The 16,939-nt window shown below is 54.4% G+C and carries 16 protein-coding genes and 2 pseudogenes; 8 read left to right on the top strand and 10 right to left on the bottom strand.

Annotated features, from left to right (window positions below):
• Nucleotides 1-177 precede the first annotated feature (177 nt).
• Complete coding sequence (locus ASF29_RS19735; protein WP_062452329.1) at nucleotides 178-1,092, top strand: fumarylacetoacetate hydrolase family protein; 915 nt, start codon at nucleotides 178-180, stop codon at nucleotides 1,090-1,092.
• Between the two features lie 91 nt (nucleotides 1,093-1,183).
• Here ASF29_RS19735 and ASF29_RS19730 read toward each other — a convergent pair whose 3' ends face one another.
• Nucleotides 1,184-1,792 (bottom strand): Urease operon accessory protein, encoded by a 609-nt coding sequence (locus tag ASF29_RS19730; protein ID WP_244473602.1) that lies wholly within the window; start codon nucleotides 1,790-1,792, stop codon nucleotides 1,184-1,186.
• 2 nt (nucleotides 1,793-1,794) lie between these two features.
• A complete protein-coding gene (locus ASF29_RS19725; protein ID WP_062452328.1) occupies nucleotides 1,795-2,184 on the bottom strand; it encodes a lysozyme inhibitor LprI family protein in 390 nt (129 codons plus the stop codon).
• Between the two features lie 519 nt (nucleotides 2,185-2,703).
• On the opposite strand from ASF29_RS19725, the gene ASF29_RS19720 reads away from it, so the two are divergent.
• Together ASF29_RS19720 and ASF29_RS19715 are read left to right on the top strand one after the other, a co-directional pair.
• A complete protein-coding gene (locus ASF29_RS19720; RefSeq protein WP_082453601.1) occupies nucleotides 2,704-4,029 on the top strand; it encodes an O-antigen ligase in 1,326 nt (441 codons plus the stop codon).
• A 320-nt stretch (nucleotides 4,030-4,349) separates the two neighbouring features.
• Entirely contained in the window at nucleotides 4,350-5,003 is a 654-nt protein-coding gene (locus tag ASF29_RS19715; RefSeq protein WP_062452327.1) for a TetR/AcrR family transcriptional regulator, read from the top strand.
• A gap of 360 nt (nucleotides 5,004-5,363) precedes the next feature.
• Here ASF29_RS19715 and ASF29_RS19710 read toward each other — a convergent pair.
• From ASF29_RS19710 to ASF29_RS19690, 5 genes and pseudogenes are all read right to left on the bottom strand, one after another.
• A pseudogene (locus tag ASF29_RS19710) lies at nucleotides 5,364-6,858 on the bottom strand (IS3 family transposase).
• 189 nt (nucleotides 6,859-7,047) lie between these two features.
• Nucleotides 7,048-8,019, bottom strand: a complete 972-nt coding sequence (locus ASF29_RS19705; protein ID WP_062452326.1) for a zinc-binding dehydrogenase — start codon at nucleotides 8,017-8,019, stop codon at nucleotides 7,048-7,050.
• A gap of 194 nt (nucleotides 8,020-8,213) precedes the next feature.
• Nucleotides 8,214-8,843, bottom strand: a complete 630-nt coding sequence (locus ASF29_RS19700) for a DNA-3-methyladenine glycosylase I (protein ID WP_244473601.1) — start codon at nucleotides 8,841-8,843, stop codon at nucleotides 8,214-8,216.
• Nucleotides 8,844-8,926: 83 nt separating this feature from the next.
• Nucleotides 8,927-9,715, bottom strand: coding sequence for an SDR family oxidoreductase (locus ASF29_RS19695; protein WP_062452325.1), 789 nt, complete (start codon nucleotides 9,713-9,715; stop codon nucleotides 8,927-8,929).
• Nucleotides 9,712-10,041: a nuclear transport factor 2 family protein gene (locus tag ASF29_RS19690; protein WP_062452324.1), complete on the bottom strand. Its 330-nt coding sequence runs from the start codon at nucleotides 10,039-10,041 to the stop codon at nucleotides 9,712-9,714. The genes ASF29_RS19695 and ASF29_RS19690 overlap by 4 nt, the downstream gene beginning before the upstream one ends.
• A gap of 96 nt (nucleotides 10,042-10,137) precedes the next feature.
• Between ASF29_RS19690 and ASF29_RS19685 the strand changes: the two genes are divergently transcribed.
• A complete protein-coding gene (locus ASF29_RS19685; protein WP_062452323.1) occupies nucleotides 10,138-11,049 on the top strand; it encodes a LysR family transcriptional regulator in 912 nt (303 codons plus the stop codon).
• A gap of 144 nt (nucleotides 11,050-11,193) precedes the next feature.
• On the opposite strand, the gene ASF29_RS19680 is transcribed toward ASF29_RS19685, so the two are convergent.
• Nucleotides 11,194-11,943, bottom strand: a complete 750-nt coding sequence (locus tag ASF29_RS19680) for a DJ-1/PfpI family protein (protein ID WP_200925555.1) — start codon at nucleotides 11,941-11,943, stop codon at nucleotides 11,194-11,196.
• A gap of 1,268 nt (nucleotides 11,944-13,211) precedes the next feature.
• Between ASF29_RS19680 and ASF29_RS24510 the strand changes: the two genes are divergently transcribed.
• Nucleotides 13,212-13,364: a hypothetical protein gene (locus ASF29_RS24510; RefSeq protein ID WP_156462740.1), complete on the top strand. Its 153-nt coding sequence runs from the start codon at nucleotides 13,212-13,214 to the stop codon at nucleotides 13,362-13,364.
• Nucleotides 13,365-13,668: 304 nt separating this feature from the next.
• Here the strand turns inward: ASF29_RS24510 and ASF29_RS19670 are convergent, their stop codons facing one another.
• A complete protein-coding gene (locus ASF29_RS19670) occupies nucleotides 13,669-14,136 on the bottom strand; it encodes a MarR family transcriptional regulator (RefSeq protein WP_062452321.1) in 468 nt (155 codons plus the stop codon).
• Nucleotides 14,137-14,278: 142 nt separating this feature from the next.
• Between ASF29_RS19670 and ASF29_RS19665 the strand changes: the two genes are divergently transcribed.
• Together ASF29_RS19665 and ASF29_RS19660 are read left to right on the top strand one after the other, a co-directional pair.
• Entirely contained in the window at nucleotides 14,279-15,070 is a 792-nt protein-coding gene (locus ASF29_RS19665; protein ID WP_062452320.1) for an alpha/beta hydrolase, read from the top strand.
• A gap of 91 nt (nucleotides 15,071-15,161) precedes the next feature.
• A pseudogene (locus ASF29_RS19660) lies at nucleotides 15,162-15,512 on the top strand (integrase core domain-containing protein); the annotation flags it as partial.
• A gap of 92 nt (nucleotides 15,513-15,604) precedes the next feature.
• Here ASF29_RS19660 and ASF29_RS19655 read toward each other — a convergent pair.
• On the bottom strand, nucleotides 15,605-16,210 hold the full coding sequence (locus ASF29_RS19655; protein WP_062452318.1) for a TetR/AcrR family transcriptional regulator: 606 nt from the start codon (nucleotides 16,208-16,210) through the stop codon (nucleotides 15,605-15,607).
• Between the two features lie 215 nt (nucleotides 16,211-16,425).
• Here ASF29_RS19655 and ASF29_RS19650 point away from each other — a divergent pair, with 215 nt between their 5' ends.
• Nucleotides 16,426-16,833 (top strand): nuclear transport factor 2 family protein, encoded by a 408-nt coding sequence (locus ASF29_RS19650; protein WP_062452317.1) that lies wholly within the window; start codon nucleotides 16,426-16,428, stop codon nucleotides 16,831-16,833.
• Nucleotides 16,834-16,939 lie beyond the last annotated feature (106 nt).

The raw sequence follows: 16,939 nt of genomic DNA, 5'->3' as shown, positions 1-16,939 counted from the left end.
TGCGAAGGGGCGTGATGGCGACGTCACTCCTGAGTTTGGTTGCAACATTGCATTTCCCACTTCGCTCTCATTAAGCGCTTGGCCGATTAGGCTGTTTTGGAGCACTGCCCACACCGCACAGCATGGCAAGCTCGCCATCAGATTGCGCATTAAGTTTTATGTAAGAAGGATTGCGGCATGAAATTGGGTTTAAGTCAGGCCCGCACCGTAGGTTTTGACGAGGAGCAAAACACCTGGCGGCATTTGAACCACCCATTCGTCAGTGATGTCGTCTCTCTGCTGTCAATTGGTTCTGGCGAACTTCGCCAGTTCTTCGGGGAACCAAGTTCGACACCCGATGGCCTTCCGTTTTTGCCGGGCACCTTGCGGTCATTTGCTCTGTGGGAAGAGCATATGATCAACGCGGCCAAAGGTATGGTTTCGAAGTTTGGATCCGGATCACTTCAGACCCTTGCCGCTGGGTATGAAAGGGTAACGGGAAAAATGTTGGCGCCGATGCGTCCGCGCGCCAACTACTATCGCTACCCCCAGTATTATATGGGCAATGGGCGCTCTCTGATTGCTGATCAGCACGAACTGCAATGGCCACTATTTTCCACAGTCCTCGATTTCGAACTGGAAATCGGCCTGATAATTTCGAAACAAGTCCGCGATTGTTCTCCAGAAGAGGCTCAGTCCGCGATCGGCGGTCTGTGCATCATCAATGACTGGAGTGCGCGCGACACCCAGTGGGACGATACAAGACGAGGGACTTTTGGCGGCGTGGTCAAAGCCAAAACATTTGCGGGTAGTATGAGCGCGATTGTCGTGACGAGCGACGAGGTGTTGTCACAGTTCAGCAAACTCCAAGGCAGAGTCCGTGTCAACGGCGAGATCTGGTGCGAGGGGCAGACCGCAGGTGCCATGTATGAGCCTTGGGAAATGGTGCGCTATGCTGCCATGGGTGAGACCTTGGTTCCCGGCGATATTCTGGCAACCGGGTGCTTGCCGGGCTGCTCCGGGCTGGAATTGGGCCGTTTTCCAAAAAAAGGGGATCTGGTCCAGCTTGAGATTGACGGTATAGGCACGCTTGCTAACAGAATAAAGTTTTAGCCGATCAAATGAGACGCCATCAACGTGCACGCTTTAATCGACGCGTTGATGGCATTTCTTAACCTTCAGCGGATCGGTTTGATCGCCTTTATCACGTGTCGTAACGGGTCAACGACCCTGTGGCGACGTATTGATCGACAATCTGCCTCTCTACTGAAAATGGGTGTCCGGCCCATCCGGTATGGTTAAATCCGGTTAGCGCAATATCCGCGGACGGGAATCTTCTGAGCGTCTCGACTATGGCTATCAGCCCCGTACTTGGGACGACGTAGGAGGGAGGCACAAAGGCCGAGATCGCTTTGTCTGCAAAAGCATGAATTGCTCTGTCGATGACGACATGTTGCTTGCTGGAAATCTTGCAAAATCTGTCGAAGGCGTCTGTGTAGTCGTCGCAGAGATCATCGAGTTCCGGGTGCGTCTGTGCCAGAGGTTCCCGCATCTCACGAAATAGCGCCGGATCGCGTGCGCTCCATATCTCAACGGTATCTCTGACCGCAGGCAGATTGCGCCATTCATCAGCTTCTGCCATCCGTTTGCCAGGTCTGCCTGTATTGCAAACGGCAACGACGTCGGTGCGACAGGGGCTTGCCGCGTAGGATCGGCACTCGTTGAACCGAATGATGAAGTCGGCCTTGGCAGCGGCCACGCGGCCTGTTTCACCAATTTCACCATTACCAACAATCATGATGTCGTGCCGCATGTTCAGTTGTCCTCTGGGGCGGCTACAAAGGCTTTGAACTCTTCGACACGATTATCAGTTACATCCGCAAGGCAGCCGGCCACGACGACCGGTTGGAGTGTTCCGCCGCCTTGCTGGACGCCCACGGTTTTGCAATGCAAATCACGGAAGCTGATCCATGCTCGTTGTGCATCAAGGAGTGCTTTCTCGACGTCTGGTTCATTGGCAAACTTCGACATTACAAGACTCCATTGGGCGTTCAAAGCTCGGTCCGCGTCCTGATAGCGGGCCTGCTCGCATTGCCGCAATTCTGCTTGTGTTTCCGCCTTGTCGCAGTGGGTGCTCTGTGCTGTAACGCCACTTGAAATCAGACATAGTGCTGCCACCCCCGGCAGGAGTTTTTTTGTCGGCATTTTTGCCCTCCAAATCTCAGATACTACTTCGAATTTGTTATCCGGACAGAGCCGGGGTAGCGCTGCGGACACGAGTGTCTTCTGTCAAGTCTGCATCAGCCATCGCCACGGCATCTTTTTGGAACGGTAAGTTCAATTTAGTGTTTCACCGCCAGGCGATCGTCTTTCATTTGTATTGGGGAGAGTTGCCGCGCCAGCTTTGTTCGCGAGCAAGCAGGAGACATTCAGCACGAACCAGTGCTTATGATCGACGCTCTACACCGCAGCGACATGAACAATCGCTTCACTTCAGATGTAACACCACCGTCTTGATCTGAAATCATCCTGCAAGGTCCAAGCGTCAATCCCGTGTGAATTATTCGTATCCCATGCTCGCGTCCGTGTGAGCCCAGACAGGCGAGGTGCCGCACTTGACGTTCTGAAATTGGCGAGAGGCGCGCTGCCGGGGGCGACACTGGCGTGAAAAGCTGCGTTCGCTTTTTGCTGCCCACATTCTAATTTGGCTGTCCAACGATCTCAATGAAAATTCTGAAATCGACGCTGATCGACCCTGATCAGAATAAAATATATGGTATATTTGCTACGGCAAGCTCGTTCTTGATCTTTGCATATTCGCAACAGATTGGCGCGATTGCTGTCGTTTTTTATTATGGGCTGTGGATCTCGCTCATCTTCGTCAATTACCGCCGTGTTCTGGGCAATTATTCCCGCTATTTCTGGATTTTTGCTTTCCCGGTCTTTTGCTTTCTGTCGGCGTTTTGGTCGCAGGCGCCCGGCGTCTCGTTTAGAGCGGCGATCCAATATTTTTCTCACATTGCTTGCGCGCTGATTGCGATGCGCGTCTTATCGACCGCCACGTTGACGCAAGGTGGGGCGCTGGGGTGCGCTGCTGTGCTTGTTTATTCGCTTATTTTCGGCAGGTACGAAAGTGACGCGCTGGACGGTAGTTACACCTTCGTCGGTGCATTTGCGTCAAAAAACCAACTTGGTCTGTTCGCCTCGCTAGGCTGTCTGCTATCCTACGGGACCTTGATGCTGAGTGCGCGAAAGGGATGGGTTTTTATAGCCCTGATCACTGGTGCGCTATCATTCTATAATCTTCTGGCCTCTCAATCCGCGACGTCAATTATAACGACAATGGCGGTTCTTGCGCTGGCTGTGGCGATGCAATCGACCCTGGTCCTTGCCCCAAAGCATCGCGTCATATTGTGTCTACTGGTTTTTCTCGGTGCACTGTTGTGCGGAACTTTCGTCCTACGGAATGGGGGCCCTGGATCATTGCTTGAGGCTTTCGGCAAGGATTCCACGCTGACTGGCCGCACGTATCTTTGGCAACAGGGTATCATTGCGCTCAGTGAAAGTCCTTTGTTCGGCGTGGGCTACCAAGGCTATTGGGTGACCGGTCTGGCGGATGCAGAGCGTTTGTGGGATGAGTTTTACATACCGTCGCGCAACGGCTTCCATTTCCACAACACCTATATCGAGACCGCGGTCGAAACCGGCATCTTTGGAACAGTGTGTCTCATATTGGTAGTTCTTACGACCCTTTGGGGCCATCTCGCCAGGTTTTTAACGCGGCGCAGACATATGGAATCTCTGCTGTTGTTTGCGGTTGCAACGCTATTTACCTGCCGGTCATTTGTCGAAGTCGATTTGCTTTTTGCCTACCAGGTGGGCTCGTTTCTTCTTTATTTTGTGGCGGGCAAACTGATGGTTCGCCGTGCCGTCATCGCCCCCCCAACCACGCGAATAATAAGAACCGTGCGATACAATTGCACCAATACTACCTGGGCAGAAGGATCAGGAGCCAAAATTCTCTCGTCGCTTAGCCACATGGCAAATTGATGCAATTGAAATGCAACTTGGCGCACTGGAAATATGAATGAAACCGGTTCTCTGTAAAGATCAGCTGTCGATCCCATTTTGAATGGCGTGAAGGCTCTCTGACTGACGATTGGCTTTTCCGGTGGCATGCTACGGGCAAAGGCGCGCGACGAAGAGGCCAGTAGTGGAGTAGATGTACGTAAATCCTTCCAAAGAAGGAATTTACATTTGGTTCGACAATCTTGCGATTCCCATAGATGCCTAGAGCGGCAAAGCGGTTCACGCATTCATCAATCATCTAATGAAACCCAAAGTCACACCCTCTGCAAAAGGAAGAACCGATGTCACAAGCGGAGCCGATCTCAAAATGCGATGCTCGTAGGTCGTTCCTGCTAGACGTAGCTGCGGAACTTTATCTTGAGCGTGGATATGACGGGCTCGAGTTAGATGAGATTATCGAAAGGGCAGGTGGATCACGGCGAAACGTCGACGATGTCTTTGGAGGCCGGGAAGGCATTTTCATTGCTTCGATAAGCCGTCTGTGCAGCGAACTCATTAACCCTCTTGAAGGCGTCGTTGTCCCGCATGATACGCCAGAAAGCAATTTAATGCGTCTTGGAGAACACATCTCCGAGCTATCGCGCGACACTAAGACGCTTGCCTTGCACAGGCTAATGATCGCTGAAGCTGTTCGTTTTCCAGAACTTTCGCAAACCATATACCACTTTGGACGCGGTCGAGGAGTTGGAGCGGTAGAAGCAATTATCGAACAAAACCGCAATCGTCTCAATGAGCCTTTCCAGAAAATTTCATCGCTCTCACTGGCCGAGATGTTTTTTTGTCTCATCATCAATGAAACTGAGGTTCAGGCGCTTATTAGGGTGAATAGAGAGGCGCAAAAATCGGATAATATAGATGAAATGGTGAGATCTGCTGTCACGCTCTTCATCAAAGGTACGTTTCAGAAGGACCAAGCCAACGAGTCATGTCAATGAGTAGGACCTCCGCGTCTTAGAAGTAAGCTTTTTCGGTTACGGGGCGCAAAGGCGCGTTCGTATTACCCCAGAAAGCAATCCTCGTTCACAGTTGTCTTGAGAACTCTGACACATGTTCCATCCGCCTCAAACGTGGTCGTGCGTCCAAAAGCGTTTTCACCCGCATCCAGTCCGTAGCCAAGGCACAACCGAAATTGCGCAAAACGTTTCAGGGCACTTTTCTGGAGGTCGGCACCGGGGTTACGGGGATCGCGCTTGAAGCGGCGCGGCTCTGCTCCGATATCAAGTTTGACGGGATCGATATGTCAATGGGCGTTGAATATTGACCCCGTGGGGGTGCGGATAAAAAGTTGGACTGTTTTATGGGTTAAGACCAAGTCTCTTACGATATTCGCCCGGGCTGAGTGATACCAGCGATATTTTGATACGCTTCTCATTGTACCAGCGGATATAGGCATCCACTTCTCTAACGAACTGGTCGATCGTGATGGCCTTCCAGTCTTGTGGATAGAAGAGTTCCGTTTTCAATCGGCCGAAGAACCCCTCGCAAGCGGCGTTATCTTGTGAGCAGCCCTTTCGGGACATTGAACGAACGAGTTTCGCGTCGCTGATCCGCGTGAGCCAGCCAGGCCAACGGTAATGGGCTCCGCGATCAGAATGGACTATTGGTCGTTCCGCGCTATGTCACGGTCTCGATAGCGGCATGCAGCATAGTATTGACCAGCCCCGCGTCTGGCTGCGTTCCTATCGACCAACTGATGACCATGCCATCGAAGCAGTCGATGATCGGCTAAAGATGTACCTTCCCAGCCGGGATTTGGAACTCGGTAATGTCTGTCAGCCACTTCACATTCGGCGCTTTTGCATGGAAGTTGCGATTGAACAGGTTCTCGGGTGCTGGACTTATTTCTCCCAGGTATGATCCGAAACGCCGTCGGCGCGGTCTGGGTGCGACCAAGCACTCCTGCTTCATCAATCGCTGGACAACCTTTTCCGAGATGATCACACTTTTCCTGGCCAGTGACGCCTGCAGCCTGCGATAGCCGTAACAACGACGGTTTGCTCCAAAGATTTCCACAAGGCTGTGCCGGACGGCAGCATACTTGTCTGCCAGACACGTGCGCATACGGTGGTAAAAGTATGAGCTTCGGGCAATTCGTAGCTGGGCGAGCAGTTCTGGCAAGCGGTAAACTTCCTTTAGGGCGTTAATTAGCTGTGTCTTCTCCCGATTACTCAGGGTCAGCAGATCGACGCCCAGGCCTTTTTTTAAAAGTTCATTGGCCTTCTTCAGGAGATCATGTTCGAGTTGCAACTGGCGGACATCACGCTGTAGAGCTTCAAGCTGTCGCTCGAGTTCCTCACGTTGTGGCGCTTTGGAGTTGGCTTTGCGGCGTTTCATGGATGAAGAAGCCTCATGACCGAGTAGCTGATCTTTCCAGTTGTACAACGTCGGCCTGCATACGCCCAGTCGGTCCGCTACTCGTTGGGCACTTTCCTCTCCACTGCAAAGCTCGATGACACCGACCTGTTTCAAACTCTCAGGATAGGCCGGACGCCACGATCGACCGACTATGGATGTCTTCAATTCCGGAAACGCTTCTCGAACCCAAGCCGTCAAGGTTCCACGACCGGGATAACCCACGGCTCGCATCGTCGCAGAGATACAGCGATCGTGAGTGCGGTAGTGCTCAAGCACCGCCTGCTTCTGCTCATCGGAATATTTCGGCGTTCGGGCCGGATAGCGAACACACAGTTCACGACGCTGCTCGTACTCGCGGTACCAGCTTTTTAGAGCATTCTTGGTGGGATCACCTAACTGGCGAATGGTCGCCTTAACCTGCTTGCCAAGCCTGATGTAAAGCTCAACGGCACGAAGTCTGTCTGCATAGAAATATGAACTACCTCCTGGTGGTCCAAGTTTTCGTCCGCATCCCCCGTATCGGTGTCCAATTTTGACCCCCTGTATGCGATCAGCGCTTGGCCTGCCCGGCGCTGGCTTGGGTTGCAGAGGGTATCACTCTTACCGCTGGTCGACGACGCACTATCACCGCGTGAACACAGTCTTGCCCCGGGTACGACCCTCGATCATGTTGCGGATCGCTTCACGCGCCTCGGTCATCGGAACGACTGCTCCGACCTCTGGCGTGATTTTGTTTGCGATAACGAACTGCATCATGGCCTTCATTTCCTCGAGCGTGCCCATAATGGTTCCGCGGATGTCGATCTGTTCGACGAAAATTCGCACCAGGTTAGTCTCTGCAAGGTGGCCAGTGGTAATGCCGTTGATCACGACGACCCCACCTCGTTTGACGGACTTGAGACTGTGTTCCCAACTTGCGGTCCCGATATTATCAACGACCGCGTCTGCTTGTCGGGGTAGGGCATCGCCATGTCGGAATATCCTGTTTGCACCAAGACGTTCGGCGATGGCTGCCCCTTCATCGTTTCGGGTTGTAACCCACACTTCAAAGCCAGCGGCCCTGCCCATCTGAATAAGAGCGGTCGCCATGCCGCCCGAAGCTCCCTGCACTAGCAATGACTGGCCAGGCATCAGTCGGGATTTGGTAAAAAGCGAGCGATAGGCCGTGAGCCAGGCCGTGCTGAGCAGGGATGCGTTGAGCGGAGAGAGACCTTGAGGAATGGGTAATGCGTTGCGCTTCGGAACCGCGACATAGTCGGCCATCGTCCCGGGCACGAGCTCGCTGATAACGTGCCAGTAAGGGTCGATCGTTTCGTCGCCCTTCCAGTCATCTGTTCCCATCACCGGGTAGAGCACGACCGGCGTCCCGTCGTCGAGCACTCCTGCGGCATCATTGCCTAGAATCATTGGGAAAGGGATAGGCTCCTCCTGGGAAGTCATTCCCCGAAGAGTGAACACGTCGTGCCGGTTCAGGCTGGCGTGGGTTACCTTTACGCGCACCCAACCCTCTTTAACGACCGGATCAGGTTGTTCTCCGACGACTACTGAGGCGAGTGGGTCGTTGAAATTCGCTTCTTTCGCATAAACGGCAAACATCGTCGCTCCTTTTAGCAAGAATTAAAAAGCTTGGCGCAGCGCTGGCGCACCAAGCGCGCTCGCCGGTCGGTTTTGCGGTACCATCGCCCGCGTGCAGGGAAGGAAGCTCGAGCGTTTTGGCGCGCGGTTGTTGTCTTGCGTCGATTTGATTGAGGTTGGCCTCGCACGATGGCAGTTGGCGAATGACGATCGTCTTAGCGCCAACTTTCGGGCTGTGCATGACGTCGAAAGCAGCTAAGAGAGTGATCGTTGACGATGCCGACCGCCTGCATCCATGCGTAGGTGATCGTAGGGCCGACAAATTTGAAACCGCGCCGCTTCAATTCCTCAGAGATCGTCTCGGAGAGGGTCGTGGTCGCAACCCAGCTTTTCCCGTCACCTAGAACAGGAATGCCGTTCGTGAAAGACCAGCAGAATTCCGAGAAATCCTCGCCGCGATCCTGCATCTCGCAGTAGATCTGTGCGCCCTTGATCGTGGCTTCGATTTTGGCCCGCGCGCGTACGATGCCAGGGTCCGCCATCAAGCGCATAATATCTCGCTCGTCAAAAATAGCGACCTTGGCTGGATCAAAATCTGCGAAGGCGGTCCTAAAAGCACCCCGCTTGCGAAGGATGATGCTCCAGGAAAGTCCTGCCTGGAATCCCTCTAGCATGAGCATTTCCCACAGCATGCGCGGATCTCGCTGCGGTACGCCCCATTCGGCATCATGATATTCCCGCATCATCGGATCATCTTGAGCCCAACTGCACCGCTCGCAGGATGAAGTTTTAAGCATTGTTAAGGCTTTCTTTCGATCACCGCCGATCATTGCCAACTGCTCCAAGTAGCAATCCGTGACGGCTTTCCCATGGTCAGGCAACAGCTAGTTCCCGGCATCCGCTCTCGCGCGAATGCCGGGTCGCACCCTTAGACAGTTCGGATAGTCCCGCCATCGATGACAAACTCGGCGCCGTGGATTGCAGCAGCCCGGTCGGATGCGAGGTAGGCGATGAGGTCGGCCACCTCTTCTGGTTCAGCTCCCCGCCCGATAGAGATCCCGCCCAAGACATCGAGCACGGACTGCCGCGCGTCCTCGATCGTGCCGCCATTGGCTTTCCGCAACATTTCGAGAAAGTCTTGAGTAGCATCAGTCATAATCCAGCCGGGAGAGACGGAGTTGACCCGCACGCCCTTGGGACCGAGTTCTTTCGAGATCGACTTGCTATAGGTCCGCAATGCGGCCTTTGCGGAAGCATAACCTGTCGTGGACTCGGGCAGCGGAAGGACGGACTGAATGGAGGTGACATGGACCACAGTGCCCTTGCCCCGTTCAAGCATCTGCGGGATCATCAGGCGATCGAGACGGACGGTCGCCAGCAAGTTAAGGTTCAGTTCGGCGAGCCAGTGGTCATCCGTCAGCGCGGCGAAGCCACCTGCCGGCGAGGCCGAGCCGCCGATAACATGGGCAAGAATGTCGATGCCGCCCAGCCGCTCAAGTGCGACCTTGGCTAGGGCTTCGCTACCTTCCGCATTGGTCAGGTCCGCCTGAACATATTCAACGCCCTCGATCCGATCCTTGATCGTGCGGGCGGCCGTGACGACGCGAGCGCCACCGGCGAGAAACCGCTGAACTGTTGCGCGGCCCAGACCTTTGGTGCCGCCGCTTATGAGGACGCGCTTGCCGGCGAACTCGTTGGGATCTGCCTGAATGCTCATATCGTGGTCTCCAGAACTTTGATGGCGTCATTTGCCAGCGTGAAGCGATAGGTGAAGCGGAGTGGGCTGCCGGGGAATTCACCATGAGCGGGACCCTCGAGCACGACCTTGCCCTCTTCTTCCCGAGAGGTTTCGGGCTCGAAGATCGCCTTCACCGCGATCGCTTCGTCCCTGAGCAACTTGCGGATCTCAGTCGGCCCCTCGTAGCGCTTGCCGTTGTCGATAAAGATGGCGTTTTCGGAGAAGTGCTTCATCATGCCCTCGAGATCGAGATGGGCATTCGCTTCAATATATTCGGCGATCGGTTTGGGTAGGTTCAGTGACATGTTCATCTCCTGGGTGGTGATGACGCCAATTTAGCGGTGGACTTTTCGCCTGATAAGCAAGATAAATCGCCATGAGGTATCACGGAAAGCGGGACAATGACGCGTCATTCGCTGATTGAGCTTGAGGCTGTTCTCGCCATCGTTAGGTGTGGCTCGTTCCGAGCCGCAGCTACCGATCTTGGCATATCGACGACGGCCATCAGCAATGCGGTGGGCAAGTTAGAGCGCCAGCTTGACGTGCGATTATTCAATCGTACAACGCGAAGTGTTTCCCTTACCTATGCGGGACGCATATTCGTGGCACAGGTTAAACCATCGCTTGAGGGTATCCAGAAAGCCATGAACACGGCGCGCTCCCAGCAGGAGACACCTTCTGGCATACTGCGGATCAATGCCTTCGCTACTGCAGCGCGCGAAATCATGGCGCCGCTGGTTTTGAGCTATTTGCAGCGCTATCCGCAGGTCCATATCGATATCGTCACGGAAGGCCGCCTCGTCGATGTCGTGGCGACGGGCTTTGATCTGGGGATCCGAAGCGCGGATTTTGTGCCGAGCGACGCAATCGCCATTCCGCTCGGCAAAATGAGACGCATGGCGATTGCCGCATCGCCAGCCTTTTTCGAAGAAAGGGCTGTCCCACGAGTGCCGCAGGAACTGCTCTCCTATCCTTGCGTTCGAGGGCGGCTTCCCGACGGCACATTGCTCCGATGGCGGTTCGAGAAGGATGGCGAACAACTGCAACTCGACGTCGAGGGGCCTATCACTCTTGACGAAGCATCCCTGGCGCGGATTGCGGTGACGAACGGCGTGGGGATCGGCTATTTCATGGAAGCCGATGTGAGGGATGACTTCGCTACAGGACGGCTTGTACGCATTCTCGACGACTGGACGCCACCTCTTGCGCCGTTGTGCCTCTATTACTACAATCGGCGCAATTCCTCCGCGGCCTTCCAGGCCTTTATCGCGGTTGCGCGTGACTTCGCAGCCGGACGGCTTTCGCCAACCTAAGCGGGCTAATTTGCGTCAGCTACGCTGCGCTTACGGCGGGTTGAACAACGCCGATCACATTGTTTTAAAGCGGGCACCCCGACCCAAGTAGTCGGGGCGAGGCTTGTTTGTTAGCAGTACAATGGGCTAACAAAATGCGCTACGTTAGTCGTTCGGGTCCGTTTTAGATATCTCGATTGCGAAGGGGTCATTGTTCGGATCGTCACTCCAGATATATTCAGCACCTTTGGCGCGACGCTCGGCGGCCTCACGCCCGTAGACCTTCTCGACGATCGCTAGAGACATATCGGTGCCTGCGGATACGCCCGATGATGTGATGTACTTTCCGTCTTCGACCCATCGGGCGTGGCCTACCCATTCTACTTTGCCACTTTGGCTTGTGGCCCATTTCCAGGCGAGTTTATTGGTCGTCGCCTTGCGTCCATCCAGAAGGCCAGCTTTAGCCAGGATCGCAGCTCCGGTGCACACAGACGTCGTGAGCTCAGTGCCCTGATCCTGCTTGCGAACGAAGTCGAGCATAGCCTGGTTGCTCACTTCTTTGCGAGTTCCGCCACCGCCGGGGACCATAACGATGTCAAATTGCGGCGCGTTCGCAAATGAGTAGGACGCGACCGAATCTAGTCCCTGCGCGGAACGAACCGGGCCTGCCTTCTCAGCGACAAAAACGACTTTGTAGTCGGGCAAGCGTCCCCACATCTGGACTGGTCCGAAAACGTCAAGCGTTTCAAATTCAGGGAACAATACAATCCCGATCGTCTTTGTTCTGTCTTTTGCGGGTTCGGTTTGGCTGCTGGTCTGGTTCATCGTTCCATTCGCATTTGATGGGGCGTTTTGAGCAAAAACACTGCCAACTGAAAGGATTAAGCTAAGGCTTAGAATTGTCGTTTTCAACATTGCATTTCTCCATTTTGGCAGCCGAGGGTGGCGCCAGAGTTGTTGATTTATCGATTTGACGCTATCGCGGGTTAGTTGTTGGAGGCAGAGTTGCCGTCCGAGATAAGAGCGTCGTTAAATTTCGCGGCAATCAGGTATGTGAGGGAGGAGCGCGCGGCCATACGGGTGTATGCTTGAGACCGGCAAGGGGTGTCGCTTGGCATGTGCTCGGCATTCTGGAGTTTGAGTTAAGTGGGCGAAGGATTGCCTCTGACCCACCCGGTGCGTGAGCATCCGGGAGCTGAAGAAGAACAATGCAGAGAATGCAGCAAGCGAGGTGTCTGTTGGTCTCTGAACCATCGGGGCTACGGTCGACGCCACCGATGCTACAGATCGGGTTACCGAATGCATCCACCAGCTCGCTCGACACCAGGATGGATGTGGATAAGCCCGGAACGATGGTGAGCTGCATTGCAAGCGCGATCGATAGGCAAAGCACGACAGCGCGGATGAATTGATAGCGGAGGGATAATGATCGCGAAAGCGAACCCGTACGCTCTTTGCCGAATTTCAGATCGGACATAAAGGTTTCCTGAGAGCATCATTTCGCGCGCTACCACAATTTGGTTTGGCTGGCGCATCTGCGGAAACGTCAGGAAAAAATCGGTGGGCCTCGCGGCGCGGTGTTAGGTGGGACAAGTTGCCGATAGAGCGCTTCTTTGCGGAGAGGGGTAGCGCGGTCGGGGCCGCGAAGAAGCCTCAGCCCCACCGCGTCGGACGGGGTCGGCAACAGAATATGAGCACTAAGCCGGCATGTCTCGCAACCCGCCTTGGATCCGTGTCTGTCGTGGCTTTTACGATCGACGTCAGATGGCAGACATAGGATGGGCACGGTTCCGTCGGGAAGAGTGTATTGGGCTAGTTCGTTGAGCGGAATCGAGCAACCGCCAACATCGGGAATTTTATGAGCGAGGCCGATAAATAGAATTGCAATGGCGCAGAGGAAGCGCACCATGCAATATCTAACCGATCTTAGTTGGTCGCTCATCCTACCCCTCGACGGACAATGTGTAATACTACTGTCCGATTGAGCGACACTCAATGCGGCAAAAATGCCGCGCTGTGTTTTGTTGCACCCTCCGTCCGGTGACATGGTAATCGCATCAATATGCAGCGTGCCAGACGACTGACTTAAAATTACAGCTGGGGCAGGGCGTCGTCGCGGTTGTCCATCACTACCAGAAAACCTTCTAAGCGAAGTTCGTGAATTGGCGAGCAATCCGCTCCAGATGGTACTCTTGATCAATTATGGTAGCGCGCTTCTTCAGCTTGGCGATGGCATTGCTCAAGCCTATGACCACACCGAGATCATAGGCGGCTTCCCGGACTGGTCGCGAACAGTAACCACGAGGACCGCGCTGATCCGGTGGGACCAATCCTAAGATTTATCCCTCTTTTCGCAATGCCCCATCCACATTTGTCCCGCTTATGGTGTCGACAATGCTGCGTTATCTTCCAGTCAGTCGCTCGATAGAACGTCGAAAACACGCCCGAAGCGGCAGGCGAAGAAAGGAGGTGTCGATGCGACTAGCTAACGAGGATTTATCAGGTGTCGTGAGAAAAACCGTATAGGCGATCCATATGCAGTCCTGCGTTCTCCGTAGGTTCAACGTCCACTGGTCTTGGCATACCGACCGCCTGGCGGGGTATTCTGGACGGATGTCTCGCGAAACTAGACCGCTCCGGTCAGGCGGGCGCATCCCATCCGCCAATTTGCAGATAGATCTCGTCGCGCAAATGCCGCACGTCGTGGTTCAAAGCTGCGAGTTGCTGCGGTGTCTGCGCAGAGACTGCGAGCAGAGTGTTGCTGAGGCAGCCAGCCTTGTGCTGCAAGGCCTGACCCTGATCGGTCAGAGTAACCAAGACCTGCCGTTCGTTGCTGAGATTGCGTGCCCGTTGCACTAATCCGGCGCCCTCGAGACGCTTTAGAAGTGGCGTCAAGATACTGGAATCCAAGCCAAGCTGATCAGCGATAGACACAACCGTCTGCTGATCTTGGGCCCATAGGACGTTCAGGACGAGATACTGCGGGTATGTCAACCCGAGCTCGTCCAGGAGCGGTTTGTAGGCTCGCTGTAATGCGATACCCGCGGTGTAAATCGCATAGCACAGCTGGTCGCGCAGGGGCGGGGGATCATTATAGCGTTGAGACATTTCGAACTCCTATGACACGCTTATCCCCAACTTATCGCAAAAACCAATATCGCGATAATAAAGACGTTGACGGGCATCAGAAAACGTGAAAGATTAAAGTTATCGCGATAATTATTATCGCTAAAAACATAAGGAGAAAGCCATGACAAGCAAGACAATCACCACCGTTTCCGTAATCGCAGCTGCAGCCACCCTTTCCGCCTCATTGCCGTCAGCCGCTGACACGTTACCGCAAGACCAGAAGGTCAAGAACGTCGTCCTGGTCCACGGCGCATTCGCAGACGGTTCTGGCTGGAAGGGTGTTTACGACAACCTGACAACGCGAGGGTACCGCGTCACGATCGTGCAAAACCCACTGACATCTCTGGCAGACGATGTTGCCGCTACCAAGCGTGCTCTTGAGCGGCAAGACGGTCCGGCCATTCTCGTCGGTCATTCCTGGGGCGGGACTGTCATCACTGAAGCTGGCATTGATCCGAAGGTCGCGGGCTTGGTCTATGTCTCCGCTCTCTCTCCTGATGCCGGCGAGACGACAGGCCAGCAGTACGAAGGATTTGCGCCTGCGACGGAATTCGTCATCGAAACCACGAAAGACGGTTTTGGCTACGTTAGCCCCGCCAAGTTTAAGGCCGGTTTCGCGCATGACGTCAGCGATGCCGAGGCCGCGTTCATGAGCGCTTCCCAGGTCCCGATCAACATGTCGGCCTTCGGCACAAAGCTCGAACATGCGGCCTGGCGCACCAAGCCCAGCTGGGCTGTTATCGCAACCGAAGACAAGGCCTTCGATCAGGCCATGTTGATCCATATGGCTGAGCGCATCAACGCTAAGATCACCAAGGTTTCGGCAAGCCACGCTCTGTTCATGACCCAGCCGGGTGCCATCGCTGATACCATCGATGAGGCCGCCAAGACCGTTTCCGCCAAAACGGAGTGACCAAAAATGCCTCGGCAGGAACAACCAGTCCTGCCGAGGTCTCATGTCTGTCGTTCAAGTGTCGTGTCAATATTCAACGCCGATTGACACGCGTGAGCTCGATGCTGTCATCGCCCAAAGAGGCAAGCCACGAACAGTTGTCTCCAACAACGGCACGGAGATGACCAGCTTGGCCGTTCTGGAATGGTGCCAAAGCACGCATGTCGAATGGCATTGTATCGCACCGGGCAAACCCATGCAGAATGGCTTCGTAGAAAGCTTCAACGGCAGCTTCCGTGACGAATGCCTCAACGAAACACTGTTCTCGTCACTGGCGCAGGCGAGTATCGAAATCACCGCATGGAAGGAGGACTACAATCGGAACAGACCGCATTCTTCACTGGGCAACATTACACCCAGCGAATTCGCAATGAAAATGGCTATGGAAAAACAGGCCGCATAAGGCCAGATTGGAAAACCCAAGACTCTACTGAAAATTTGAGGGACGATGGGTCTCAGGTCACATCATCCGTCCGTCGGAAGCCCGCTTATCTGTCAGTAGGTGGAGATGCCAAGTGTCCGCTGAGTAGTCCGCATGGCTTGCTCGAAAGGTTCGTCGGTGCGAACGATCCGTCCCATCACGCTGGCGCCGAGCCAGAGACTGTAAAGTGAGGCAGCAACATGTCGTGGGTCGTCATCAATCGTGAGTGAGCCTTCGATGGCACCCGATACTAGCGCATCTGCTAACCGTGCTATGACCCGCTCGGTTCCAGCTTTAAGGGCGAGGCGCATGGCTTCAGAAAGGTCAGCAACCTCAGCACCCAACTTCACCGCCAATCCACGCTCTTGAAAATCGTGCTCTTCATTGTCTGGATTCCATTTTTGCCACCAAAGGATCAGCCGCTCGGCCATGTTGAGCCCCGGCATCGCGCATGCGGCATCCATTTCGACATGATAGCGGTCGAAGTAGGAGCTAAGCACTGCTTCGCCAAACGCATCCTTGGACGTGAAGTAATGATAGAAGGACCCCTTTGGAACGCCGGCATTGGCGAGGATCTCATTTAGACCGACAGCCGAAAAGCCTTTTTGGGCCATGATTCTGCGTCCTGCCGCCAGGATGATCGCGCGTGTGTTCGTTTCGGGACTCTTCGGTTGCATCATTTCCGCATAACTCCCTGTCTATCTAACGTCCAGCGCTAAGTTGCAGCCGAACGAGATCTTCCTACAAAAAATCATCCACGAGTCTAGACGACCGGTCTAATTGAAGCTATATAGATTCTCGCACGCCAACGGATCGGAGTGCACCCGGATAAGGTGGTCGGTGTTGTGATGCCTTTCGCTATTCCGTTGTTCTCGAACCCCAGATGGAGAGTTAAATGTCAGACCAGACCAGTTTTGCAGTTGTTAAAGAGTTTTATGACAGTTTCGTGCGTGGCGATATTGATGCCGTGGTCGCGACCTTGAGTGACGAACTCGATTGGCGAGAATCGGAAAACTTCTTGCTTGGTGATCGCAATCCATACTTGTCGCCAGCGGCGGTCGTAGACGGCGTCTTTAGCCGCATCGCCAGGGAATTTTTGGGTTACGACGCTGGGCCTACCGAGTTGATTGACGGCGGCGATATCGTTGTGGCCGTGGGCCGATCCAAAGGGGTCATGGCCTCGACCGGAAAGCCTTTCGACGCGCAATATATGCATGTTGTGCGCGTTGCAAATGGCAAGATCGTCAGTTTCCATCAGGTAATCGACACGCTTGAAATCTGGCGTTCCCAGCAGATCGACTAAGTTCAAATCATGGGCGGCACCGAGGTTTGTGACGATCATTGCTATCGTTGCCGTCGTTTATTCACAAACATTGCGGCCCATTCGCTGCAACGCCACTTGGCGATGC

Origin of the sequence: Rhizobium sp. Leaf262 (genome assembly GCF_001422245.1) — a bacterium.
Taxonomy (GTDB): domain Bacteria; phylum Pseudomonadota; class Alphaproteobacteria; order Rhizobiales; family Rhizobiaceae; genus Agrobacterium.
Note: the sequence above shows the minus strand (reverse complement) of the source record. Positions and strands in the feature narration are given on the sequence as shown.